The following is a 22,003-nucleotide window of genomic DNA, read 5'->3' on the forward strand; positions in this document are numbered from 1 at the left end:
ACTGCCGTCGACATCAACGCGCACTCCATCCGCCATCCATCGTGTACGAGGCTCCCGTAACCATGCCAGCCGCCGGTGATGCCAGCCAACCCGCCAAGTCGCCGACTTCTTCCGGCTCGACGAGACGTTTGACCGCGCTCTCCTTGAGCAGGATCTCGGCGATCACCTGATCCTCCGGGATTCCGTGGGTCTTGGCCTGGTCGGCGATCTGCTTGGTCACCAGCGGGGTCCGGACGTAGCCGGGGTTGATGCAGTTGCTGGTGACGCCGTGCGGACCGCCTTCCAGCGCGGTCACCTTGGACAGGCCCTCGAGGGCATGCTTGGCGGTGACGTAGGCGACCTTGAACGGGGAAGCACGAAGGCCGTGTACCGACGAGATGTTGATGACGCGGCCGAACCCGCTGCGGTACATGTGCGGCAGCGCGGCACGGATCAACAGGAACGGCGCCTCCACCATCAACGTCATCATCATGCGGAACCGCTCCGGCGGGAACTCGGCGATTTCGTGGATGCTCTGCACACCCGCGTTGTTGACCAGGATGTCGGTTCTCAGCTGCAGGCTCTCCAGCGCCTCCACGTCGAGAAGATCGACTTCCCAAGCCGTTCCACCGATCTCCTGGGCCACGGACCTGGCGCCGGCGTCGTCGATGTCGGCGACCGTGACGGTGACCCCACGGCCGGCCAGCTCACGCGCGCAGGCCGCACCGATGCCGCTCGCGCCGCCGGTCACCAGCGCGGTGCGGCCGTCGAGACCGCTCATACGATGCCCGCCTTGGCGAGCTGCTCGCGGTCCGCCTCGTCGAGTGTCTTGAGGTCCAGACCGTTGGTCTCCCGGTTGAACAGGGCCGCCACCAAGGTGATCGCTGCGGCGCCGGCGAGATACAGGGCGATCGGCACCCACGAGTCGAACCTGTCGAGCAACCAGGTGGCGATCGCCGGCGCCAGCGATCCGGCCACGATCGACGTCACCTGATAGCCAAGGGAGACACCGGAATACCGCATCCGGGTGGGGAACATCTCGGCCATGATGGCCGGCTGTGGTGCGTACATCAGGGCGTGGATCATCAGGCCCAGGATGACCGCACCCATGATCATCAGGTAGTTCGCGGTGTTCATCATCGGGAACGCGAAGAATCCCCAGGTACCCGCGAGAATGGCACCGACGATGTACACCGGCCGTCGTCCGTACCGATCGGACAATCTGCCGACCTGCGGGATCACCAGGAAATGCACCGCGTGCGCGGCCAACAGCCACCACAGGATGTCTCCGGTGTCGGCACCGACGTGGGTCTTGAGGTAGACGATCGAGAAGGTGACGACGAGGTAGTACATGATGTTCTCCGCAAAACGCAGGCCCATCGCCGTGAAGACTCCGCGGGGATAGCGCTTCAGCACCTCGAACACGCCGTAGGACACTGCCTTGACCCGCTCGACCTCCTCCTGGGCTTCCAGGAAGATCGGCGCGTCGGTGACCTTCGTGCGGATGTAGTAGCCGATCAGCACCACCACCGCCGACAGCCAGAACGCGACACGCCAACCCCAGGACAGGAACGCCTCGTCCGACAGCACGCCGGTCAGCACCAACAGCACCACGGTGGCGAGCATGTTGCCGACGGGCACGGCGGCCTGCGGCCAACTGGCCCAGAAGGCGCGGTCCTTGTTCGGGCTGTGCTCGGCGACCAGCAGCACCGCCCCGCCCCATTCGCCGCCGACCGCGAAGCCCTGGAAGAACCGCAGGACCACAAGGAGGATCGGCGCCCATACTCCGATCTGTCCGTACGTCGGCAGGCAGCCCATCAGGAACGTCACGCCGCCGACGAGCAGGATCGCGAACTGGAGCAACTTCTTGCGGCCGTACTTGTCGCCGAAGTGCCCGAAGACGATGCCGCCCAGCGGCCGCGCGACGAACCCGACCGCGTAGGTCAGCAGTGCCGCGATCAGCGCGTTGGCGTCGCTGGTGCCCTGGGCGAAGAAGATCTTGTTGAACACCAGCGTGGCAGCGGTGGCATAGAGGAAGAACTCGTACCACTCGACGACGGTCCCGGCCATCGAGGCGACCACGACGCGTTTGAGGCCGGTCGGTGCCGACCCGGGGCCGTCGGGCCGAGGTCTGTGTTGAGTGCTCATGTCATTCCCCTCCTATGTGATGCCGCCCACAGTTCAGTGTGAGTATTCATGCAGTCCACCACCCACGGCAATGACCAGAACTGCAGGAAGCTTCTGCAAAAATGCAGATATGTCCCCAGTGGATCGCCACCCCAGCCCCGACGACCTGCTGGTGTTGCTTGCGGTGGGCCGGACCGGTCGGTACACGACGGCGGCCGATGAACTCGGCCTCAACCACACCACGATCAGTCGCCGCATCGCCGCTCTCGAACAGGCGATGGGCGGGCGGGTGCTGGCCCGGGTGGGCGGCGGGTGGGAACTCACCGACCTCGGGCGCGAGGCGCTGACGGCCGCGGAGGCCGTCGAGTCCGCTGTGAGGTCGCTGGCCGTCGACGCCGGAGGGCGGCGGGCACTGGAAGGAGTGGTCCGGATCTCGGCGACCGACGGGTTCTCCGCCTACATCGCCGCTCCCGCGGCCGCCGCGGTGCAGCGCGACCACCCCAAGGTGGCGGTGGAGATCGTCGCCGCCACCCGGCGTGCCACCCAGCAGCGCTCGGGACTGGATGTCGAGGTGGTTGTCGGCGAACCCACGGTGCACCGCGCCAAGGCACTGAGACTCGGCGACTACTGCCTCGGCCTGTACGGATCGCGGGACTATCTCCGCGGCAACGGTGCGCCGACGAATATCGCCGATCTGCAACGCTTTCCACTGGTCTACTTCATCGACTCGATGCTCCAGGTCGACGACCTCGATCTGGCCACGAGCTTCGCTCCGGCGATGCGGGAGTCGGTGACATCCACCAACGTCTTCGTCCACGTCGAAGCCACCAGAGCATCCGCCGGACTCGGGCTGCTGCCGTGCTTCATGGCCGACCGTCATAGTGACCTGGTCCGGGTTCTGACCGAGTCGGTGTCGATCCAGCTGACCTATTGGCTGGTCACCCGCGCCGAAACGCTGCGGCGGCCGGAAGTCGCCGCGGTGGTCGATGCGATCACCACGCGTATGGACGAGCAGCGCGACATGCTTCTCGGGCGCGGGGCAGGCTCAGCCGTCTGAAATCCCATGCCCGACGCTGATCCGGTGACTGCGTAAGTACCCACCGACCCACCGTCTCCGGGGTATTGCGCTCGGGCGCCCAGACTGGTGCAGTCATGGCATGCCCTTCATCGAACACGAACGTGGCCGCGCGTACTACCGCCACTGGGCCGCCGCCGAGCCGACCGCCGCCGTGGTCTTTCTGCACGGATTCGGCGAGCACACCGGCTTGTACCACCGGTATGGGTTCGCCCTGAACGCGGCGGGCATCGACCTGTGGGCCGTCGACCAGTTCGGGCACGGCCTCAGCCCGGGCGGGCGCGGCGACTTCGGGTCCATCGAGGACAGTTCGGCGCTGGCCGACAGCCTGACCGACCTCGCCGAGGAGCAGCAGCCGGGCATTCCGGTTCTCGCACAGGGTCATTCGTTCGGCGCGATTGTGACGCTGTTCCGGTTGCTGGATCTCAAGGATCGGTATCGTGGCGCCATCGTCTCCGGGGCACCGGTCGTCCCGGTCCCCGAACTTCTCGACGCCGACACCTCGTTCGAGTTGGAACCGGGCTTACTGTCCGCAGATCCGTTCTATCTGGACTCGCTGGTCAACGATCCCCTGGCATTCGTCCACGCCGACGGTGCGGCTCTAGTGCGGGAGCTGGACAGGGGGTGGGACCGCTTCGGCCTGGACCTGCCGTCGCTGTCGGTGCGCACCCTGGCGGTGCACGGCGTCAACGACCCGATCGCACCGATCGGCGCGGTACGCGCCTACGCCAAGCAGATCGACGCGCTGGAACTCGCGGAGTTCCCTGGCGCCCGCCACGACATCCTCAACGAAACCGTCCACCGTGACGTCGCCGCGGCGATCGTCGAGTTCGTCCACTCGGCGTCATAGCCAGGTGTCCTCGGTCGTCGCGGTCAGGAACGCCTCGAGGTCGTTGCGCCAATCCGCGGGCGAGTTCTTGTCGGGCTCGATGCCGGTGTACCCGCCCTGGTAGAAAAGCAGCGGCCGCGGCTTCTTCTTCGGGACGTCGGACAACGAGTGCACCGCACCGAAGACCACAAAATGGTCGCCGCCGTCGTGCACCGAGTTCACCGCACAGTCGATGTGGGCCAGTGAGCCCTCGATGATCGGCGAGCCCAATTTTGATGGTGCCCAGTCGATACCGGCGAACTTGTCCGGTTCCCGGGAACCGAAGCGGGCCGAGACGTCCTTCTGGTTCTCGTGCAGGATGTTGACGCAGAAGTTTCCGCTCGCCTCGATTGCCTGCCAGGATCGCGACACCTTCGTCGGGCAGAACAGCACCAGCGGCGGATCCAGGGACAGCGCCGCAAACGACTGGCACGCGAAGCCGACGGGCACGCCCTCGTGCACCGTGGTGATCACCGTGATGCCCGTACAGAACTGCCCGAGCACACTGCGGAAGGTGCGCGGGTCGATGGGAGGACTACTCATCGACGATGGCTCCTCGCGCAAGCGCTCGTCATTACTACTTGAAGCCCACGCTGAAGTCATGGCCCCACAGTGACACTGCAGTGCTCTCCCGAGCAACCCACTTGTCGTCGTCCTCGACTTCGAGTCCCTCACAACCGAACTCGACGTCAAAACCGCCCGGTGTCTTCATGTAGAAGGACAGCATCTTGTCGTTGACGTGCCGACCCAGCGTCGCCGACATCTTGACCTTGCGGCGCAGCGCCCGGTCCAGACAGAGTCCGACGTCGTCGGCGTTCTCCACCTCCACCATGAGATGCACGATCCCGCTGGGCGTCTCACCCGGCATGAACGCCAGGCTGTGGTGTCGCGGGTTGACGCCCAGGAACCGCAGCCAGGCGGGAGCACCGTCGGCCGGCCGACCGACCAGCTGTGGTGGCAGCCGCATCGAGTCCCGCAGGTGGAACCCGAGCACATCCCGGTAGAAGTGCAGCGTCTCCGCGTCGTCGCGGGTGGTCAGCACCACGTGCCCGAGGCCCTGCTCTTCGGTGACGAACTTGTGACCGTACGGGCTCACCACGCGCCGATGCTCCAGCGCGACGCCGTGGAAAACCTCCAGCGTGTTGCCCGACGGATCGTCGAACACGATCATCTCGTCGACGCGGCGATCGGCGAGCTGGGCGGCCGTGGCCTCCTTGTAGGGCGTGCCCTCGACTTCCAGGCGCTTGCGAATGTTCTGCAGGGACGCGGCGTTTGCGGTCTCCCACCCGGACTCGAGCAACCGATCGTGTTCGCCCGGCACGATCACCAGCCGGGCGGGGAACTCGTCCATGCGCAGATAGAGGGCACCCTCGGTGCTGCCGCTGCCCTCCACCATGCCGAGCACCTTGAGCCCATACTCGCGCCAGGCACCGATATCGGTGGTCTCGATGCGGAGATATCCCAGCGATCGGATGCTCATCCTGTGCCTCCGAGGAAATCGATGGTCAGCTTGTTGAACTCGTCGAACTTCTCCAGCTGCGCCCAGTGCCCACACTGCCCGAACACATGCAGCTGAACGCGGGGAATCTGCTTGAGCGCCACCAGTGCCCCGTCGAGCGGGTTGACCCGGTCCTCACGTCCCCAGATCAGCAATACCCGCTGACGGAGCTTGTACACGTCGCGCCACATCATGCCGAGCTCAAAATCCGCCCCGGCGAAGGACTTACCCATCGCTTTGGTGGCGGCCAAAGACTCCGGGGTGCTGGCGATCTGGAACCGTTCCTCCACCAACTCGGGTGTGATCAGGCTCTGGTCGAACACCATGATGCGCAGGAACTTCTCGATGTTCTCGCGCGTCGGGTCTGCGGCGAACCGGCCCAACAGCTTCACGCCTTCGGTCGGGTCGGGCGAGAACAGGTTGACACTCAACCCGCCCGGGCCCATCAGCACGAGCCGTCCCGCACGCTTGGGGTTGTCCAGAGCGAATCGCACGGCGGTGCCCCCGCCGAGCGAGTTACCCACCAGCGCCGCACGTTCCAGGCCCAGCTGATCGAACAGGTTCAGCAGAGCCGTGGAGCTGTAGCGGTTGTACTGCTCGTGCTCGGTGTGCTTGTCCGAATGGCCGTAGCCGGGCTGGTCGACGGCCAGCACGTGGAAGTGCTTGGCCAGCACCGGGATGTTGCGCCCGAAGTTCGACCAGCTGGACGCGCCCGGCCCGCCGCCGTGCAGCAGCACGACCGTTCCTGCCGTCTCCCGGTGCTCGAAGCCGGCCTCGTGGTAGTGCAGTCGCATGTCCTCGCGGACCTGCGCGTAACGCGACGTCGATTCGAACGTGATCTCTTGCTGCTGGGCTGCTTCGGCTGCGAAGGATGTCATCAGGGGCCGGCCGATCAGACCATCGTGTCCTGCGGCGGCAGGCCGAACTCGTTGTTGCCGAAGATCAGGTAGGCCCGCTCGGGCTCGTTCGCCGCATGGACCCTGCCGGCGTGGGCGTCGCGCCAGAACCGCTGCACGGGAGCGTCGGATTGCAGCGCAGTCGCGCCGGCACTCTCGAACAGCAGGTCGATGGAGGCGATCGCGCGAGCTGTGGCGCGCACCTGGTCGCGGCGGGCGCGGGCACGCAACGCGAACGGAATCTCTTCATCGGCCTTGAGGTGTTCGTACTCCTCGCGGACATTGCCGATCAGCTGTCGCCAGCCGGCGTCGATGTCGCTGGCGGCCTCGGCGATGCGCACCTTGGCGAACGGGTCGTCCTTGGACTTCTCACCGGCGAAGGCGGCACGCACCCGCTTGCCCTGGTGTTCGACATGGGCGTCGTACGCACCGTACGCCATGCCCATGATGGGAGCTGAGATGGTGGTGGGATGCATTGTCCCCCAGGGCATCTTGTACACAGGCGCAGTGTTGTTCTCCAACCCGCCCGCCGTGCGGTCGTTCATCGCCTTGTAGGACAGGAACCGGTGCCGGGGCACGAAGACGTCCTTGACGACGACGGTGTTGCTGCCGGTGCCCTTCAACCCCACGACATGCCAGACGTCGTCGATGCGGTACTCGTCACGCGGAATCAGGAAGCTTCCGAAGTCGACCGGCTTGCCGTCCTTGATGACCGGCCCGCCGAGGAACGCCCACGTCGCATGATCACAGCCCGAGGACCACTGCCACGCGCCGCTGACCAGATACCCGCCGTCGACGACGGTGCCGGCGCCCATCGGCGCGTACGAGGACGACACGCGCACTGTGGGGTCACTGCCCCACACCTCGTCCTGCGCCTGCTGGTCGAACAGGGCCAGGTGCCAGTTGTGCACGCCGATGATGGACGACACCCACCCGGTGGACCCGCACGCGCTGGCGATGCGCCGGACGGCCTCATAGAAGACGGTGGGGTCACACTGCAGACCGCCCCACTGCTCGGGCTGGAGCAGCTTGAAGAAGCCCACCTCGTCGAGTTCGTTCACCGTCTCATCGGGAAGGCGCCGCAATTCTTCGGCGGCCTGAGCACGCTTGGCGATCAGCGGCAGCAGATCGTCGATGCCGGCTAGCACCGCCTGCACGTCACGCTGTTGAATGGACGTCACGGATTTACCTCCCGGAGCTAGGGCCTGGCGATGAGTGTCTTGGGTAAAGAGCAGATCGCTATGGAAAGATTAGAACACGTTACGATTTGTGTCGAGCAGCGCATTGCTGTGGCCGCTGGACCAGCGCACATGCATTTCTGTAACCTGTTCTAGTTATCGATGCGAGGAGGGCACAGCAGTGACGGATGAGCCGCTTGGCGCCCACGTGCTCGAGCTGGAGGTGGCCGACGTCGTCGACGAGACCGCCGACGCGCGCTCACTGGTGTTCAAAGTGCCCGACGACCCGGCGATCCCTGCCGAAAAACTTCACTACGCCCCCGGCCAGTTCCTGACGCTGCGGGTGCCCAGCGACCGAACGGGTTCGGTGGCGCGGTGTTATTCGCTGTGCAGCTCGCCGTTCAGCGGCGATCCGTTGACCGTCACCGTCAAGCGGACCGCCGACGGCTACGCGTCGAACTGGCTGTGCGACCACGCCGCACCGGGCATGAAGATGCACGTGCTGGCACCCTCGGGCACGTTCGTGCCCAAGGACCTGGACACCGACTTCCTGCTGCTCGCCGCGGGCAGCGGTATCACCCCGATGATGGCCATCCTGAAGTCCGCGCTGACCGAGGGCAGCGGCAAGGTGACGCTGGTCTACGCCAACCGCGACGAGAAGTCCGTCATCTTCGCCACCGCGCTGCGTGAACTGGCCGCCAAGTACCCGGATCGGCTCAACGCGGTCCACTGGCTGGAATCGGTGCAGGGGCTGCCCAGCGCGACCGACCTGTCCGGCCTGGTCGCCCCCTACACCGCGCGTGAAGCGTTCATCTGCGGTCCCGGACCGTTCATGGCCGCCGCCGAGGAAGCGCTGAAGTCGGCGGGAGTCCCGGGCGAACGCATTCACATCGAGGTGTTCAAGTCCTTGGAGTCCGACCCGTTCGCCGCGGTGGTGGTGGAGGAGGACGACAGCGACGAGGGCCCCGCCACCGCGACCGTGACGCTGGACGGCGACACCCACGAGGTGTCCTGGCCGCGCAGCGCGAAGCTGCTGGACGTGCTACTCGCCAAGGGACTGGACGCGCCATTCTCCTGCCGCGAGGGGCACTGCGGCGCGTGTGCGGTCCTGACCAAGTCGGGGGACGTCGAGATGGAGGTCAACGATGTCCTCGAACAGCAGGATCTCGACGAGGGCCTGATCCTGGCCTGCCAGGCGCACCCGCGCTCGGATTCGGTTGAAGTCACATACGACGAATGAGCTGCGGGCTACCATTCCGCCACGGGAGGCACACGTGAAGCTATTTGCCCGAATGTCCGGGATTTCCAGGATTTCCAGGATTTCCATGGTCGCGGCGACGTCGGCTGCGCTGGCGTTGTTCGCGTCCGCCCCCGGGGCACAGGCCGCGGTGGACACCGCGGACGCGTCGATCCCCGTCGACCCCGTGACCGCGATCGAAGTGCACACCACCGCCGACTGCGTGCGCGCCGTGAACCAGTGCTTCTTCACCGCGAGTGCGAATCTGCGGACCCCTGCGGGCGCGATCGGTTTCCCCGACGACCTGTGGGCCCGCCAGACCACGACGCTGCGGTCGATGGACCGTAGCGTGTACCTGGACTCCAGCTTCGTCGGCGAGAACACCCGGATGTTCAAATCGATTGGCCCCGTTGAGTTCACCACGATCTACTTCGGTGGCGGCCCGGTGGAGAAGTATCAGCTTCGCGGCAACACCTGGCCGACGGATTGGTCCACCGGCCAGCCCAAGCTGGACGCCGACTACATCGTCTGCTCACACATCCAGGTGGTGTACGCCGGCGTCAACCTCACGACCCCCGACGCCTGCTCACAGACCACGTTCAGTTAGGTGCCGCCCGGCCGGGCGACACCAGACGCAATGCGCCGCTGCCGTTCGGTGCCGCGAGGACATCTGCAGAAAAAGTGGGCTGATCCGCGCGCAGATAATCGCCTGTGACCGTGACCGTCTTGACCACCGAGCCGGTCTCCTCGAAAACGAGCAGACTGCCCGCCGCGTGATAGTCCGCGGAGATCACCGGCTCGCCGACGGTCTTTTCTATGAAAGCCCCGTCGGTGTACTCGTTGAACAGGTGGACTTCGTCCCAGCGGAAATCAGTCAGCTCGCGCAGCGGCACCGGTTGGGTTCCGTCCCTGACGGTCGCCAGCTTCGCTTCCAGCGGATCGTCTTCAGATGTGAAGAACAGGCCGCAGGCCGTCACAACGATGGCGCAGCACACCGCCAGACAAACAGTTCGAAGGAAACGGATCACGATCCACCCACACTCGGATACGGCGACGGTAGCGGGGCTCCGGCGCCGGCGGGGCCCGGGGAACTCAGGCTCGAGTCACCGATCGGCAGCGTACTGTCGCTCCACTCGAGACTTTTCCCGTCCGGCCCGATGACAACCATGTCACCGGAGCTGACGGATTGCTGGACCAGATCGGCCAGTTCTTGGGGCGACGCGTCGGGATTCGCAAGGGCGATGTCGCGACCCACCTGGTTGTTGTAGAGGTCCATCGACTCACTTGACTGGTAGTTCGCCTCCCGGCCTTCGTGGGCTGCGGTGAACACCGCAGTCCACTCCTCACCGAACTCCTGCGTCATCAGGGCGCTTCCGTACGCGTGGCGGAACGCATCGGTCTGATTGTCGATCTCACTGCCATTGGGCGGAGGGAACCTGGCCTTCGCCGCAGCGGTGGCCTGGTCTCTGATGTCCATCACCGTCGTGATCCGCGTGGGATCGGCCAGCAGCATCTCGATCTCGGTCTGTGTGAGCTGCTGGGTCGGGATTTCCTCGCCGTTGAGCCAGTCCAGGAATGCCGGGGCGTCGAAATCGTGTGTCCCTCCCGGATCTTCGCGCACCCGGTACTTCTCCAGGATCTCGTCGAGCCGCCTGCGCTTTTCCTCGTCAGGGGTGGGCGGGGGCGCCTCGGCGGGGCCCTGTTTGAACGTGTGCCCGCCGAGCAACGTGTATTCGCCTGCCAACCGGTCAATCTCGGCACCCACAAGGTTCAGTTCGGCATTGGACGTCTCGACGATACCTGCGACCTGGCCGAGACCCTTCTCGACGATGGGCAGCATCATCTGTTCCCCGAGCGCGGTCGGCGGCACCATGGCGGCAGCGGACACCACCCATTGCCGGACCGAATCCAGGTTCTGCCTACCCGCGGTGACGATGGCGGCCGAACGGTCGACCTGCGCGGCGAGGTGCTGATCGAGCTCGGCCATGCGGGCGATGACGTTCGCCCGGCCGATGTTGACGGTGCCGTAGGCGTTGGCAGCCCCACCAGACCAAACCGCATCAGGTTTCGCGGACGACACCTCGGAGTGCAGCCGGGTCAATTGTGGGCTCTGGTCGAATACCACGCCGGGTGCAGGCGCCCCCTGTCCGAAGGTCTGCCTGGCGTTCGACCATGTCGACAGGAAGGCACCGAGCACGGCGGACATGCGTTCGATTATCTCCCGACCGCATCCGCGCCGGTGACAGAATTTTCGCTCAGCGGGGCAGGCCCAGCAACCGCTCCCCCGCCATCGTCAGCAGGATCTGCTCGGTGCCACCGGCGATCGTCAGGCAGCGGGTGTTGAGGAAGTCATGCACCGGGCTGTTCTCCACTGCGCCGGCCCCTTCGGAAAGATCCATCCGGAACTCGGCGAGCGCCTGCCGATACCGCACACCGATGAGCTTGCGGGCACTGGCCTGCGGCCCGGGATCCCCGCCGCCCACCGCGAGCTGGGCGATGCGCTGGTCGAGCAACGATCCCATCTGGGCGGTGACGATCAACGCACCGAGCTGATCCTGTTGCGCGCCATCGGCTTCGAGCGCTGGGTCTTCCCGCACGGCGCGCAGCAGCTCCTCCATCGGGTTGCCCAACGCGGTGCCCTGCGCCATCGCCACCCGCTCGTTGGCCAGCGTGGTGCGCGCCAACCGCCAGCCGTTGTCGACCTCGCCCACCACCATCTCGTCGGACACGAACACGTCGTCGAAGAACACCTCGTTGAAGAGCTCGTCGCCGGTGATCTCGCGCAGCGACCGGATCACGATGCCCGGCGACTTCATGTCGATCAGGAAATAGGTGATGCCCCTGTGTTTCGGAGCGTCGGGGTTGGTGCGGGCCAGGCAGACGCCCCAGTGCGCGGTCTGCGCGGCTGAGGTCCACACCTTCTGTCCGGTCAGCTTCCAGCCGGAAACCTTTGCGCCGCTCGCGGTCACGCCGTCGGCGCGCACAGCTTTGGTGCGCAGTGCGGCCAGGTCCGACCCGGCTCCCGGCTCACTGAACAGCTGGCACCACTGCAGATCACCGCGCAATGTCGCGGGGACGAACTGCTCGACCTGCTCGGGGCTGCCGTGCTCGAGAATCGTCGGAACCGCCCACCAGCCGATCACCAGATCGGGACGGGCGATCCCCGCTGCCGCCAACTCCTGGTCGATCAGCAACTGCTCGGCCGGTCCCGCTGCCCGGCCGTAGGGTCGCGGCCAGTGGGGCGCCAGCAGGCCCGTCTCGGCCAGGACGACCTGTCGCTTCTCCTCGGCGACCGCTGCGACTTCGGCGACCGCAGAAGCAATCTCGGGCCGCAGGTCGGCCACCGACTCCAGATCGATGTGCAGGTTCCGGCGCACCCCCTGCTGGGTCAACGCTGCCACCCGTCGCAGCCAGCGCGACCGCCCGCCCAGGAACTGGGAGATGCCGTAGGCACGCCGCAAGTACAGGTGCGCGTCGTGCTCCCAGGTGATCCCGATGCCGCCCAGAACCTGGATGCAATCCTTGGCGTTCGCCTTGGCGGCCTCGATGCCGACCGAGGCCGCCAGCGCCGCTGCGATGGAGAGCTGTTCATCGTCGTCTTCACTGGCGGCGCGGGCCGCGTCGGCCGCGGCCACCGAAGCCTGCTCGGAGCGCAGCAGCATCTCGGCGCACATGTGCTTGATCGCCTGGAAGCTCCCGATCGGCTTGCCGAACTGCTCCCGCACCTTGGCGTAGTCGGTCGCGGTCTCCAGCAGCCACCGGGCCAGGCCCGCCGCCTCGGCGGCCAGCACCGTCGCCGCAAGATCGACGACGCGCTGCGCGGACGCCGTGAGCTCCTCGGCTGCCGCGTCCTCCAGCACCACCCGCGCCAACGGCCGGGAGAAATCTGTGGCTTTGAGCGGCTCCACCGTCACACCGTCGGCCGCGGCGTCGACGAGCAGCCAGCGATCACCGGCAGGCAGCAGCAGCACCACGTCAGCTGTGTCCTCGCCGACCCCGAGCACATACGGTGCGCTGCCGGAGACCCGCCCGTCGGAGTAGGAGAACTCGGCCGTCAGCGCGACGCCGGCGGTGCGCTGACCCGACGCCAGCGCCGCAAGCAGTTCGGCGTGGGTGCCGTCCAGGACCAGTGTGGTCAGCGCCGTCGTGGCCACCGGGCCGGGCACCATCGCCGCGGCCGACTCGTCGACCATCGCACACAGGTCCGCGACGGTGCCGTCGGCGCCGCCGTGTTCCTCCGGCAGCGCCACCCCGAAGATCCCCAGCTGCGCCAGCCCGTCGTACGGTGCCCGCCACGCGCCCGGATCGCCTTGTTCCACGTCCCGTGCCGCGTCCACCACCGCGGACCCTGCCGCCCAGCTGCGCACCAGCTCGCGGGCGTCCGACTGCTCATCGGAGATGGCCGCCGAGTTCTTCAAAGATCCAGCCGACACCGGGACTCCTAAGCGTTTGGGGGGAGAAGACGGTGCTTCCCACTAGAACGTGTTCTAATAGTGCCAGCGTTCGACCGTCAAGTCGACCGTCATCGCAGCAGGCAGGACGGTGTCTACATGGCACTGAGGTGAGAAGTTGGGGGCCGGTATGCGTATCGTTTTCCGCGAGACCGCATCACGAAGGAGACGCTCGTCGCATGTCTGGGACGTCTGAGTTGTCAGCCGGCGCCTCGCCGACGCCGGCGCGTGCCGCCGGATCTGACTCGCGCCCGCGTCAGGTGCTGAACGTGGCGGTGCTGGCCGAGTCCGAGCTGGGGTCCGAAGCGCAGCGCGAGCGCCGAAAGCGCATCCTGGACGCCACCTTGGCGATCGCGTCGAAGGGTGGTTACGAGGCCGTCCAGATGCGGGCCGTGGCTGAACGCGCGGACGTCGCAGTGGGAACGCTGTACCGGTACTTCCCGTCGAAGGTCCATCTGCTGGTGTCTGCGCTGGGCCGGGAGTTCGAGCGCATCGACGCCAAGACCGACAGGGCGGCACTGTCGGCGGGTGCCACCGCCTACCAGCGGCTGAACATCATGGTCGGCAAACTCAACCGGGCGATGCAGCGCAACCCGCTGCTCACCGAGGCGATGACGCGGGCGTTCGTCTTCGCCGACGCCTCGGCAGCCGGCGAGGTCGATCACGTCGGCAAGCTGATGGACTCGATGTTCGCGCGCGCGATGAGCGACGGTGAGCCCACCGAGGATCAGTACCACATCGCCCGGGTGATCTCGGATGTGTGGCTATCGAATCTGCTGGCCTGGCTGACGCGGCGCGCCTCGGCCACCGACGTCAGCAAGCGGCTGGATCTGACCGTGCGGCTGCTCATCGGAGACGGCGACCAGCCTAAGATCTGACGGGTGAGCGACGTCCCGCCCGAGCTGACGACCGCACTCGACGAAGCGGCATCCAGTGCGCGGCTGCTGGTCACCTCCGACTTCGACGGGACCCTGTCGCCGATCGTCAACAACCCGGCCGACGCCCGGCCGCTCCCGCACGCCGGCCAGGCCCTGATCGAACTCGCCGACCTGCCCGCGACCGCCGCCGCGTTGATCTCCGGGCGGGCGCTGCGCGACCTGCGGACGTTGTCGTCGATGCCGCCGACGGTGCAGTTGGTCGGCAGCCACGGCGCAGAGTTCGATTCGGGTTTCTCCCACGACATCGACCAGGACCTGTTGCAGCAGATCACCGACGCGTTGAACTCCATCGCGTCGGGCCGGCCCGGTGTCACGGTCGAAACGAAGCCGGCCAGCGTGGCACTGCACGTCCGCAACGCCTCGGAATCCGACGGCGACGGGGCGCTGCGTGAGGCGCGCGCAGCGTCCGAGGCCTGGGAGGCACATGCGACCGCGGGCAAAGCGGTGCTGGAGTTCGCGGTGATCTCCACCGACAAGGGGGAGGCGATCGACATCCTGCGCGATCAGCACTCCGCGACTTCCGTGGTGTTCTTCGGCGACGACGTCACCGACGAGAAGGCGTTCCGGCGGCTCCGTGACGCGGACATCGGGGTGAAGGTCGGGCCGGGGGAAACGTTGGCCCGGTACCGCATCGGCTCACCGGAGGACGTCGCGACGGCGCTGCGTCAGCTCCTCGACGCCCGCCGCCGTTTGTCAGATCAGCAATCTCCGTTGGCGTTCTGACGAAGACAGGCCAAGCTTGTCTGCATGACAGGTTCTTCGGATGCCGCGAATGCCCTTGCGGACGAATGGGATGAGCGGTACACCTCACTCGCAGCGGAGATTCCCGATGGCGCACCCAGTGCGGTGTTGATGGCCGTGGCTGGTGAGCTGGCGCCGGGACGGGCGCTCGAGATCGGCTGTGGTGTCGGCGCCGACGCTGTCTGGCTTGCCGGCCAGGGGTGGGAAGTGACGGCGCTCGACGTGTCCCGAGTGGCGTTGGAACGCGCTCGATCCAGGGGCCGGCAAGCCGGTGTCCACGTGCAGTGGGTGTGCGCCCGCCTCGAGGACGCCGAGCTCTCCGGAGCTGGTTTCGACCTGGTGACGGCGCACTATCCGGCCCTACGGCACTCACCGGGGCACGACGCGCAGAAGGCGCTGCTGGCGGCCGTGGCGCCCGGAGGCACGCTACTGGTCGTGCACCACGCCGACATCGATGTGGAGAAGGCAAGATCGTATGGCTTCGACCCGGCCGACTATCTGAGCCACGATGACGTCGCTGCCATGCTGGGCGACGAATGGGACATCAGCATCCAAAGACGCCGGCCACGCGAAGAACCCGCCGGACTGGATGGTCAACACACCCATGACGACGTGGTGCGTGCGCTACGCAGGCGGACCTGACGTGCGGCCGCGGACCAACTCAGTCTCGAGCACCTCGATGACCGGCAGACCCGATCTCGGCGGGTTGTGCAGCAGCTCTCCGGCGCGGCGCCCCTTTTCGACGCCGGGCTGCACGACGGTCGTCAGGCCACGCTGCAGCGCGTCGGGCACCCCGTCGAAACCGGTCACGGTCATCTGACCGGGCACGTAGATCCCGCGGGCGCGCAGATGGTCCATCGCGGACAGCGCGAGCACGTCTGCCGTGCAGATCAGCGCCGTCATCCGTGGGTTGGCCTCCAGCGCGACCTCGGCGCCGACACCACCCGACGTGGTGTGGTGCTCGTAGCTCTCGACGACGGTCAGCGACTCCGGATCCAGTCCGGCCGCGGACATCGCGTCGTAGACGCCCCGGATGCGCTCGCTCTGGACGTGGAAGTGCGGCGTCTGAACCCGCTCGGGATCCGCCACCGCAGGACTCGGCCCGCCGTGGGGCCAGTCACGGCCCAGTCGCATCGTCAGCAGGCCGATCTCGCGGTGGCCCAGTTCGATGACGTGTTCGGCCAACCCGCGCATGCCGGCGCGGTCGTCGATGCCCACCCGAGAGGCGCCGGGGACGTCCTTGGGCTGGTCGACGACGACGACGGGCAGCTGCCGCTGCAACACCGCGGGCAGATAGGGGTCATCGTCGGAGGCCGAGTAGACGACGAAGCCGTCGACGCCGGCGGACAACACCGCCGCCGAGCCTTCGGGGACGCTGCGGTTCGGGCCGACCGCGACCAGAAGCAGGCCCTGACCGACCGCCTCGCACGATTCGGCAAGGCCTGCAACAAAATCCAGCGCGGCCGGATCGCTGAACGAGTAGTTCAGCGGTTCGGTGATCACCAGCCCCACCGCCCCGGCCTTGCGGGTGCGCAGGGACCGTGCCACCGGATCCGGGCCCGGATAGCCGAGCCGCTTGGCGGTGGACAGCACCCGTTCGCGCAACTCGGCCGACAATTGATCGGGCCGGTTGTAGGCGTTGGAGACGGTGGTGCGCGAAACCTTGAGCTCAGCGGCCAGGGAGGCCAGGGTCGCGCGCCGCCGCGGCGTCGGACTCCTGGACATGCACGTTGACGTTAGTGGACCGGCGGGACTGTGCCGAGGACCTGGCCCTCCGGCGCGGCACCCGGCTCCCCGCCCAGACCACCAGCCACACGCCACACGCGATCGTCACGATCACGAAACTGGGCGGCAGGTTGAACATCGCCGACACGGTCAGACCGAGCCATACCGAGACCAGCCCGATCGCCGCGGAGACCGCCATCGCGAGGATCGGGCGCGCCGTCACGATCAGCGCTGCCGCGGCGGGCGTGACGACGAGGGCGAACAGCAGCAGGGTGCCCACCGCCTGCACCGCCATGGTGACGGTGATCCCCAGCAGCACCATGAACACGATCGACAACCCGCGTACCGGAACGCCTTTGGCTTCGGCGACCTGACTGTTGACCGACGTGAACAACAGGGGCCGGTAGATGAAGGCGATACAGGCGGTCAACACCACCAGCAGTCCGAGGAATCCCAGTAGCTGGTTGGTGGTGATCGCCAGCAGATTTCCGAACAGCACGTTGGTCAACGTGGACGAGTTGCGGGTGGCCAACGAGTTGAAGAACAACCCCAGACCGGTCGCGAAGGCCAGCACCGTCCCCGTGGCGACGTCACGGTCGGTGGCCCGTTTGCCCAAGGCTCCGATCACCAGCGCGCCGCCGACGCAGAACACTCCCAGCCCGACCGCGGCAGGCACCCCGAGCAGCACCGCCCCCGTCGCTCCGGGCAGGCCGATATGCGCCAACGCATGCGCCGCGAAGGACGAGTTGCGCACGATGATGAAGTAACCCATCAGCCCTGCCGCCAGCGCCACGATGGTGCCGCCCAACCACGCATTGCGCATGAAAGACGAGCTCAGAATCTGCATCCAGTTGTCCTGATAGCCCATCGCGACGATGGTCTGCGTCATCACACACTCCGCATGTAGAGATCCCCCTGCAAGGTGTGCGCGACCTTGATCGGCGTGCCGTACATGTGGGTGAGGAGTTCGGAATCGACCACCTGGTCGATCGCGGCGTGGTGGGCGTGCCCGTCCAGCAGGTAGATTGCGCTGTCCAGGATCGCGAGCAGCGGGTTCAGGTCGTGTGCCACGACGAGGATGGTCACCCCGAGTTCGCGCTTGAGACGCGCCAGGACGGCGACGATCTCGTGCTGATTGCGTAGGTCCAGCGACGCCAGTGGCTCGTCGAGGATCAGCATCCTCGGGTGCGCGACCAGTGCGCTGGCCAGCGCGATCCGCTGGCGCTGACCGCCGGAGAGTTCCGAGAGTCGGCGATCCGCGAGGTCGGTGGCATCGACCCAGCCCAGCGCCTCGTCGACCCGCCGGCGATCGGCCGCGCTCGGGCGGCCGAACCCCCACCGGCGGCCCGTCAGCCCCAGCAGAACCGCGTCCCGGCCGCGTATCGCTTCACTTGAAATGGCGTCGTAATGCTGTGGCACATAGCCGATCTCGTTGTTCAGCACGCCGGGACGCTCCCCGTGGACGCGCACCGTTCCCTTAGCGACGGGCACCAGCCCGAGGATCACCTTGAGCAGAGTCGTCTTGCCCGCGCCGTTGGAGCCGATGACTGCGACGAAGCGGCCGGCGTCGACCTGCAGAGTCGAATCCGACCAGATCGTCCGCCCACCGCGGACCACGCTGACGTCGTCGAACGTCAGCGCGGGTTCGGCTCCGGACTCATACAGGGACACCGAGCGCCTCTGCGAGGGAGTCCAGCTGCGCGACCTGCCAGGTCTGGAAAGACTCGGTGTTGGGCGGCACCGTCTCGGTGACCTCGACCACCGGAACGCCTGCCTGCTCGGCTGCTGCCCGGATCTGCTCGGGCACCGACCCTTCGGTCTGCGTGTTGTAGATCAACACGTCGACCCCACGATCACCGAGAAGTCGCAGAAACGCGTCGAGGTCGGCGGGCGCCGGTTCAGCCTCGTTCGACGAAGCCAGCTGGTACCCCTCGGGGGTCCGATTCTGTAAGCCCAACGCCGCGCCCATGTCGTCGAAAACACTCTCGGTGGCCGCGAAACTCTTTCCGACCGAATCGGCCTTGATCGCGGCGATGGTGTCGTAATACGGCGTCATCACGTTCTCGAACGCGGTGTGCCGTTCGTCGAAGTAACCGGCGGCGTCGGGTGCCAGCTCGCTGAGTTCGCCGGTCACCGCCTCGGCGACCGAGGTCACCACCGACGGGCTGTACCAGACGTGCGGATTACCCTCCCCGGCGTGGTCGTGGCCCGCTTCGTCGGCGTGATCGTGGTCGTGGTCCTGGTCCTGGTCGTGGTCGGCTTCACCGCCGTCGTGATCGTGACCCGCTTCGTCGGCATGGCCACCGCTCGATTCGACGGCGTTGACGATCGGTGCGTCGGGGGCAGATGCCGCAGCCAGCTTGGCCGCCCACTCGTCGTAGTGCCCACCGTTGATCACGACGAGCTGCGCGCCGTCGAAGAGCGCGGCGTCCGATGGTGCCGGTTCGTAATCGTGAGGATCCACCGAAGAGCTGGCCAGAACCGTCGTCACGTTGGCACACGCTCCGCCGAGTTGAGAGACGATGTCACCCCACTGGTCAACGCTCACCACGACGTCAACGGGCGTTGCCGGACACTCGCCGTCAGCAGCCGGGGAGGTCCCGCTGGGCGCAGCGGTCTCGTCATTGCTTCCGCACGCTGACAGCGCGAACGGCGTGGCCAGAATGAGCGACGCGGCGAATACCCGCATTTTGGTGGACGAAGAGATGATCACTCGGTAACGATAACCGTTTCCACTCCCTCCCGCCTAAACGACGCTGGGCGACGACCGTCTTATTGGCAATGATTATCATTAAGGCTATGTCCCCCACTCCTTCGCTTCTCCCCGTCACCGTCCTCTCCGGTTTCCTCGGCGCCGGCAAGACCACGCTGCTCAACCACATCCTCGCCAACCGCGAGGGGCGGCGGGTGGCAGTCATCGTCAACGACATGAGCGAGGTGAACATCGATGCCGCTCTCGTCGCCGGGCAGGGTCATCTCGATCGCACCGAGGAGAAGCTCGTCGAACTCACCAACGGCTGCATCTGCTGCACGCTGCGCGAGGACCTCATCGAGGCGGTCGGCGCCTTGGCGCGCCAGGGCCGCTTCGATCAGCTGGTGATCGAGTCCACCGGCATCTCCGAACCCATGCCGGTGGCGGCCACCTTCGAGTGGGAGTTCGAGGACGGCTTCCAGTTGGGGCAGCTCGCGAAACTGGACACCTTGGTCACCGTCGTCGACGCGTCGACGTTCCTCACCGAACTCGCCAAGGGCGAGGCGCTGGCCGACCGGCAGATGGCCGCCGGCGAGGGCGATGCCAGGAGCATTGCCGACCTCCTGACCGACCAGGTCGAGTTCGCCGATGTGCTGCTGCTCAACAAGACCGATCTGGTCAATCCCAACCAACTCGGCGCTGTCGAGGCGCTGTTGCGTCGGCTCAACCCCACTGCCAAGCTGATCAGAACCCACAACGGCGTCGTCGACCTCGACCAGGTCCTCGAGACCGGACTGTTTGATCCGATTGCCGCTGCCCAGGCTCCGGGCTGGGACGAGGAACTCGCCGACGGTCACACCCCGGAGACCGAGGAATACGGTATCGGCTCGATGACCTTCAGGTCCGACCGGCCATTCCATCCGCAACGCCTGTCGGATGCCCTCGACCAAGTGCGTGGACTGTTGCGCAGCAAGGGATTCTGCTGGATCGCGACGCGACCCTCGATAGCGGCGATCTGGTCGCAAGCCGGACCCAACATGGTCATCGAACCGGCACAGTACTGGTCCTCCACCGAGATCGAGCCCTCGCAGGAGATCGTGTTCATCGGCGTTCGAATCGATCGGCCGCGGCTGACGGCGCTGCTGGAGTCGGCGGTGCTCACGGATGCCGAGATGGCTCAAGGTGAGGATGGGTGGGGGCGCTACTCAGACCCGTTGCCGAAGTGGGTTGTCGCCCATAACCACAGCGGCTGACCGCGACGTCGCCGGTCAAGAAGCCGGCTTCACCGCAGGGCCCGATTCGCGACCGAGACTCCTGCGCTCCTGCGGTGTCGTAGCGCCCCAAATCCCATAGGGCTCAGCAGCCTCGACAGCGTACCGTCTGCACTCAAGCAGCACTGGACACGCTCGGCAGATCTGCTTGGCACTCTTTTCGTGGTCGAGCCGCCTCTGCCCCTTGTCGTGCTCAGCAGTGAAGAAGACCTCCGAGGGCATCCCGCGACAAAGCCCCCTCAGCTGCCATTCCCACGATTCCAGTGTCGGCGTGAGAATCCGGTGTGCGGATTCCAACTGGGCGCTCAGATACCGAGTTTGAGTGAGGCCCCGGCGTCGACAAAGAGCTGTTGGCCGGTCACATAACGGGACTCGTCGGAGGCCAGGTAGACCACCGCATGTGAGATGTCGGACGGCTCGACGTACGGGATCGGCATCGCCTGCATGAAAGGGAACGCGACCTCGGCGTCCTCGCGCGTCGGATCGGTCAGGTCCGGACGGAAGGTCTTGTACATCGCCGGGTTCTGCAACATGTCCGTGTCGACGTTCGTCGGATGGATGGCGTTGACTCGAATCCTGCTGGGTCCGAGGGTCAGCGCAAGCGAACGGGTGTAGTCGCGGATCATCTTCTTCGCCAGACCGTAGCCGTCACCGCCAGCACCTTGCAGCCCGCCTTGGCCGTTGACGCCGCCGGCCTGGGGAACCAACCCGGCCACGGATCCGGTGACGATGACCGATCCCCCGGGATCGAGATGCGGCAACCCCGCGTGGACCGTGTTGACGACTCCAACGAAGTCCACATCGAACGCGTCGACGAAGCCCTGCACGGGAACGTCGTTTCCCAATGGACAGATACCCGCGTTGGCCACGATCACGTGCAGGCCGCCCAGTTCGGCCACCGCATCGTCGAGGACCTTGCTGAGCCCCACGCGGTCACGGACATCGACCTGCGCGGAGATGACCCGCCGGCCCGCCTTCTCGACGAGGCGGACCGTCTCCTCGAGGTCGGCCGGAGAGGCAAGAGGGTATCCGTTGGTCGTGATGTCCTCGCCGATGTCGACGATCACGAGATCGGCCCCCTCGTCGGCGAGATCGACGGCGTGGCTGCGCCCTTGACCGCGGGCAGCCCCGGTGACGAATGCGACCTTGCCGGTCATCCGACCCATCAGCGACCTCCTCCGTACATGGAAATGATTTTCGACAACGCTTCGGTGGCACTGTAACCTGAATCCACATTTATTGACAATCATTGTCATTAACCGTCGTCGATGCGATCCGCGGAGGAGTGCACCTGTTGCGAACCGAACGTAGTTTCACCGCCCGACCA

General features: G+C 66.4%; 23 protein-coding genes. 8 read left to right on the plus strand and 15 right to left on the minus strand.

Going from position 1 to position 22,003, the window contains the following annotated elements:
• Nucleotides 1–13: 13 nt before the first annotated feature.
• The gene (locus tag BEMPMBAN_RS01335) at nt 14–760 is read right to left on the minus strand and encodes a 3-hydroxybutyrate dehydrogenase (RefSeq protein WP_159228620.1); all 747 of its coding nucleotides are present in this window, start codon (nt 758–760) and stop codon (nt 14–16) included.
• Nucleotides 757–2,127, minus strand: a complete 1,371-nt coding sequence (locus BEMPMBAN_RS01340; RefSeq protein WP_159228621.1) for an MFS transporter — start codon at nt 2,125–2,127, stop codon at nt 757–759. Before BEMPMBAN_RS01340 ends, BEMPMBAN_RS01335 begins: the two co-directional genes overlap by 4 nt.
• Nucleotides 2,128–2,236: 109 nt before the next feature.
• Between BEMPMBAN_RS01340 and BEMPMBAN_RS01345 the strand changes: the two genes are divergently transcribed.
• Nucleotides 2,237–3,163, plus strand: coding sequence for a LysR family transcriptional regulator (locus tag BEMPMBAN_RS01345; protein WP_425294911.1), 927 nt, complete (start codon nt 2,237–2,239; stop codon nt 3,161–3,163).
• A gap of 100 nt (nt 3,164–3,263) precedes the next feature.
• Nucleotides 3,264–4,031, plus strand: coding sequence for an alpha/beta fold hydrolase (locus tag BEMPMBAN_RS01350; RefSeq protein WP_159228623.1), 768 nt, complete (start codon nt 3,264–3,266; stop codon nt 4,029–4,031).
• On the opposite strand, the gene hsaB is transcribed toward BEMPMBAN_RS01350, so the two are convergent.
• From hsaB to hsaA, 4 genes are read right to left on the minus strand one after another with little or no spacing between them, the layout of a single operon-like run.
• Nucleotides 4,026–4,592: a 3-hydroxy-9,10-secoandrosta-1,3,5(10)-triene-9,17-dione monooxygenase reductase subunit gene (gene hsaB, locus BEMPMBAN_RS01355; protein ID WP_159228624.1), complete on the minus strand. Its 567-nt coding sequence runs from the start codon at nt 4,590–4,592 to the stop codon at nt 4,026–4,028. The two genes, BEMPMBAN_RS01350 and hsaB, sit on opposite strands and share 6 nt — an antisense overlap.
• A gap of 34 nt (nt 4,593–4,626) precedes the next feature.
• Nucleotides 4,627–5,529 (minus strand): iron-dependent extradiol dioxygenase HsaC, encoded by a 903-nt coding sequence (gene hsaC / locus BEMPMBAN_RS01360; RefSeq protein ID WP_159228625.1) that lies wholly within the window; start codon nt 5,527–5,529, stop codon nt 4,627–4,629.
• Nucleotides 5,526–6,425 (minus strand): 4,5:9,10-diseco-3-hydroxy-5,9,17-trioxoandrosta-1(10),2-diene-4-oate hydrolase, encoded by a 900-nt coding sequence (gene hsaD / locus BEMPMBAN_RS01365; protein ID WP_159228626.1) that lies wholly within the window; start codon nt 6,423–6,425, stop codon nt 5,526–5,528. The genes hsaC and hsaD overlap by 4 nt, the downstream gene beginning before the upstream one ends.
• A 14-nt stretch (nt 6,426–6,439) precedes the next feature.
• Nucleotides 6,440–7,624, minus strand: a complete 1,185-nt coding sequence (hsaA, locus tag BEMPMBAN_RS01370; RefSeq protein ID WP_159228627.1) for a 3-hydroxy-9,10-secoandrosta-1,3,5(10)-triene-9,17-dione monooxygenase oxygenase subunit — start codon at nt 7,622–7,624, stop codon at nt 6,440–6,442.
• A gap of 178 nt (nt 7,625–7,802) precedes the next feature.
• Between hsaA and BEMPMBAN_RS01375 the strand changes: the two genes are divergently transcribed.
• Nucleotides 7,803–8,861 carry a ferredoxin--NADP reductase gene (locus BEMPMBAN_RS01375; protein ID WP_159228628.1) on the plus strand — a complete coding sequence of 353 codons (1,059 nt, stop codon included), beginning with the start codon at nt 7,803–7,805 and terminating at the stop codon, nt 8,859–8,861.
• A gap of 85 nt (nt 8,862–8,946) precedes the next feature.
• On the plus strand, nt 8,947–9,465 hold the full coding sequence (locus BEMPMBAN_RS01380; protein ID WP_159228629.1) for a hypothetical protein: 519 nt from the start codon (nt 8,947–8,949) through the stop codon (nt 9,463–9,465).
• Here the strand turns inward: BEMPMBAN_RS01380 and BEMPMBAN_RS01385 are convergent.
• The 3 genes from BEMPMBAN_RS01385 to BEMPMBAN_RS01395 are packed head-to-tail and all read right to left on the minus strand — an operon-like array spanning nt 9,458 to nt 13,291.
• Nucleotides 9,458–9,886 (minus strand): hypothetical protein, encoded by a 429-nt coding sequence (locus tag BEMPMBAN_RS01385; RefSeq protein ID WP_234897248.1) that lies wholly within the window; start codon nt 9,884–9,886, stop codon nt 9,458–9,460. The genes BEMPMBAN_RS01380 and BEMPMBAN_RS01385 overlap by 8 nt on opposite strands.
• Nucleotides 9,883–11,064, minus strand: a complete 1,182-nt coding sequence (locus BEMPMBAN_RS01390) for a DUF6973 domain-containing protein (RefSeq protein WP_200845826.1) — start codon at nt 11,062–11,064, stop codon at nt 9,883–9,885. The genes BEMPMBAN_RS01385 and BEMPMBAN_RS01390 overlap by 4 nt, the downstream gene beginning before the upstream one ends.
• 49 nt (nt 11,065–11,113) lie before the next feature.
• Nucleotides 11,114–13,291, minus strand: a complete 2,178-nt coding sequence (locus tag BEMPMBAN_RS01395) for an acyl-CoA dehydrogenase family protein (protein ID WP_159228630.1) — start codon at nt 13,289–13,291, stop codon at nt 11,114–11,116.
• A gap of 197 nt (nt 13,292–13,488) precedes the next feature.
• Here BEMPMBAN_RS01395 and kstR point away from each other — a divergent pair, with 197 nt between their 5' ends.
• The 3 genes from kstR to BEMPMBAN_RS01410 are packed head-to-tail and all read left to right on the plus strand — an operon-like array spanning nt 13,489 to nt 15,630.
• Nucleotides 13,489–14,187 carry a cholesterol catabolism transcriptional regulator KstR gene (kstR, locus tag BEMPMBAN_RS01400; RefSeq protein ID WP_159228631.1) on the plus strand — a complete coding sequence of 233 codons (699 nt, stop codon included), beginning with the start codon at nt 13,489–13,491 and terminating at the stop codon, nt 14,185–14,187.
• 3 nt (nt 14,188–14,190) lie between these two features.
• Nucleotides 14,191–14,970: a trehalose-phosphatase gene (gene otsB, locus BEMPMBAN_RS01405; protein WP_159228632.1), complete on the plus strand. Its 780-nt coding sequence runs from the start codon at nt 14,191–14,193 to the stop codon at nt 14,968–14,970.
• Nucleotides 14,971–14,994: 24 nt separating this feature from the next.
• Complete coding sequence (locus tag BEMPMBAN_RS01410; protein WP_159228633.1) at nt 14,995–15,630, plus strand: class I SAM-dependent methyltransferase; 636 nt, start codon at nt 14,995–14,997, stop codon at nt 15,628–15,630.
• Here BEMPMBAN_RS01410 and BEMPMBAN_RS01415 read toward each other — a convergent pair.
• The 4 genes from BEMPMBAN_RS01415 to BEMPMBAN_RS01430 are packed head-to-tail and all read right to left on the minus strand — an operon-like array spanning nt 15,613 to nt 19,402.
• Nucleotides 15,613–16,713, minus strand: coding sequence for an Rv3575c family transcriptional regulator (locus BEMPMBAN_RS01415; RefSeq protein WP_159228634.1), 1,101 nt, complete (start codon nt 16,711–16,713; stop codon nt 15,613–15,615). The genes BEMPMBAN_RS01410 and BEMPMBAN_RS01415 overlap by 18 nt on opposite strands.
• On the minus strand, nt 16,658–17,602 hold the full coding sequence (locus tag BEMPMBAN_RS01420) for a metal ABC transporter permease (protein ID WP_159228635.1): 945 nt from the start codon (nt 17,600–17,602) through the stop codon (nt 16,658–16,660). Before BEMPMBAN_RS01420 ends, BEMPMBAN_RS01415 begins: the two co-directional genes overlap by 56 nt.
• Complete coding sequence (locus tag BEMPMBAN_RS01425; protein WP_159228636.1) at nt 17,602–18,384, minus strand: metal ABC transporter ATP-binding protein; 783 nt, start codon at nt 18,382–18,384, stop codon at nt 17,602–17,604. Before BEMPMBAN_RS01425 ends, BEMPMBAN_RS01420 begins: the two co-directional genes overlap by 1 nt.
• Nucleotides 18,371–19,402: a metal ABC transporter solute-binding protein, Zn/Mn family gene (locus tag BEMPMBAN_RS01430; RefSeq protein ID WP_159228809.1), complete on the minus strand. Its 1,032-nt coding sequence runs from the start codon at nt 19,400–19,402 to the stop codon at nt 18,371–18,373. The genes BEMPMBAN_RS01425 and BEMPMBAN_RS01430 overlap by 14 nt, the downstream gene beginning before the upstream one ends.
• A gap of 110 nt (nt 19,403–19,512) precedes the next feature.
• Here BEMPMBAN_RS01430 and BEMPMBAN_RS01435 point away from each other — a divergent pair, with 110 nt between their 5' ends.
• Entirely contained in the window at nt 19,513–20,658 is a 1,146-nt protein-coding gene (locus BEMPMBAN_RS01435; protein ID WP_159228637.1) for a GTP-binding protein, read from the plus strand.
• 15 nt (nt 20,659–20,673) lie between these two features.
• Here the strand turns inward: BEMPMBAN_RS01435 and BEMPMBAN_RS01440 are convergent, their stop codons facing one another.
• Nucleotides 20,674–20,973: a WhiB family transcriptional regulator gene (locus BEMPMBAN_RS01440; protein ID WP_272952198.1), complete on the minus strand. Its 300-nt coding sequence runs from the start codon at nt 20,971–20,973 to the stop codon at nt 20,674–20,676.
• Nucleotides 20,974–20,981: 8 nt separating this feature from the next.
• Nucleotides 20,982–21,842, minus strand: coding sequence for a mycofactocin-coupled SDR family oxidoreductase (locus tag BEMPMBAN_RS01445; protein ID WP_159228639.1), 861 nt, complete (start codon nt 21,840–21,842; stop codon nt 20,982–20,984).
• Nucleotides 21,843–22,003 lie beyond the last annotated feature (161 nt).

This window comes from Mycolicibacterium austroafricanum (assembly GCF_902705885.1).
GTDB lineage: Bacteria > Actinomycetota > Actinomycetes > Mycobacteriales > Mycobacteriaceae > Mycobacterium > Mycobacterium vanbaalenii_A.

What these genes read in the sequence shown, in the direction of transcription:
- BEMPMBAN_RS01335 (WP_159228620.1), bottom strand. Translation starts at nt 760, where the DNA reads ATGAGCGGTCTCGACGGCCGCACCGCGCTGGTGACCGGCGGCGCGAGC.
- BEMPMBAN_RS01340 (WP_159228621.1), bottom strand. Translation starts at nt 2,127, where the DNA reads ATGAGCACTCAACACAGACCTCGGCCCGACGGCCCCGGGTCGGCACCG.
- BEMPMBAN_RS01345 (WP_425294911.1), top strand. Translation starts at nt 2,237, where the DNA reads ATGTCCCCAGTGGATCGCCACCCCAGCCCCGACGACCTGCTGGTGTTG.
- BEMPMBAN_RS01350 (WP_159228623.1), top strand. Translation starts at nt 3,264, where the DNA reads ATGCCCTTCATCGAACACGAACGTGGCCGCGCGTACTACCGCCACTGG.
- hsaB (WP_159228624.1), bottom strand. Translation starts at nt 4,592, where the DNA reads ATGAGTAGTCCTCCCATCGACCCGCGCACCTTCCGCAGTGTGCTCGGG.
- hsaC (WP_159228625.1), bottom strand. Translation starts at nt 5,529, where the DNA reads ATGAGCATCCGATCGCTGGGATATCTCCGCATCGAGACCACCGATATC.
- hsaD (WP_159228626.1), bottom strand. Translation starts at nt 6,425, where the DNA reads ATGACATCCTTCGCAGCCGAAGCAGCCCAGCAGCAAGAGATCACGTTC.
- BEMPMBAN_RS01380 (WP_159228629.1), top strand. Translation starts at nt 8,947, where the DNA reads ATGGTCGCGGCGACGTCGGCTGCGCTGGCGTTGTTCGCGTCCGCCCCC.
- BEMPMBAN_RS01390 (WP_200845826.1), bottom strand. Translation starts at nt 11,064, where the DNA reads ATGTCCGCCGTGCTCGGTGCCTTCCTGTCGACATGGTCGAACGCCAGG.
- kstR (WP_159228631.1), top strand. Translation starts at nt 13,489, where the DNA reads ATGTCTGGGACGTCTGAGTTGTCAGCCGGCGCCTCGCCGACGCCGGCG.
- BEMPMBAN_RS01410 (WP_159228633.1), top strand. Translation starts at nt 14,995, where the DNA reads ATGACAGGTTCTTCGGATGCCGCGAATGCCCTTGCGGACGAATGGGAT.
- BEMPMBAN_RS01415 (WP_159228634.1), bottom strand. Translation starts at nt 16,713, where the DNA reads ATGTCCAGGAGTCCGACGCCGCGGCGGCGCGCGACCCTGGCCTCCCTG.
- BEMPMBAN_RS01420 (WP_159228635.1), bottom strand. Translation starts at nt 17,602, where the DNA reads ATGACGCAGACCATCGTCGCGATGGGCTATCAGGACAACTGGATGCAG.
- BEMPMBAN_RS01430 (WP_159228809.1), bottom strand. Translation starts at nt 19,402, where the DNA reads ATGCGGGTATTCGCCGCGTCGCTCATTCTGGCCACGCCGTTCGCGCTG.
- BEMPMBAN_RS01435 (WP_159228637.1), top strand. Translation starts at nt 19,513, where the DNA reads ATGTCCCCCACTCCTTCGCTTCTCCCCGTCACCGTCCTCTCCGGTTTC.
- BEMPMBAN_RS01445 (WP_159228639.1), bottom strand. Translation starts at nt 21,842, where the DNA reads ATGGGTCGGATGACCGGCAAGGTCGCATTCGTCACCGGGGCTGCCCGC.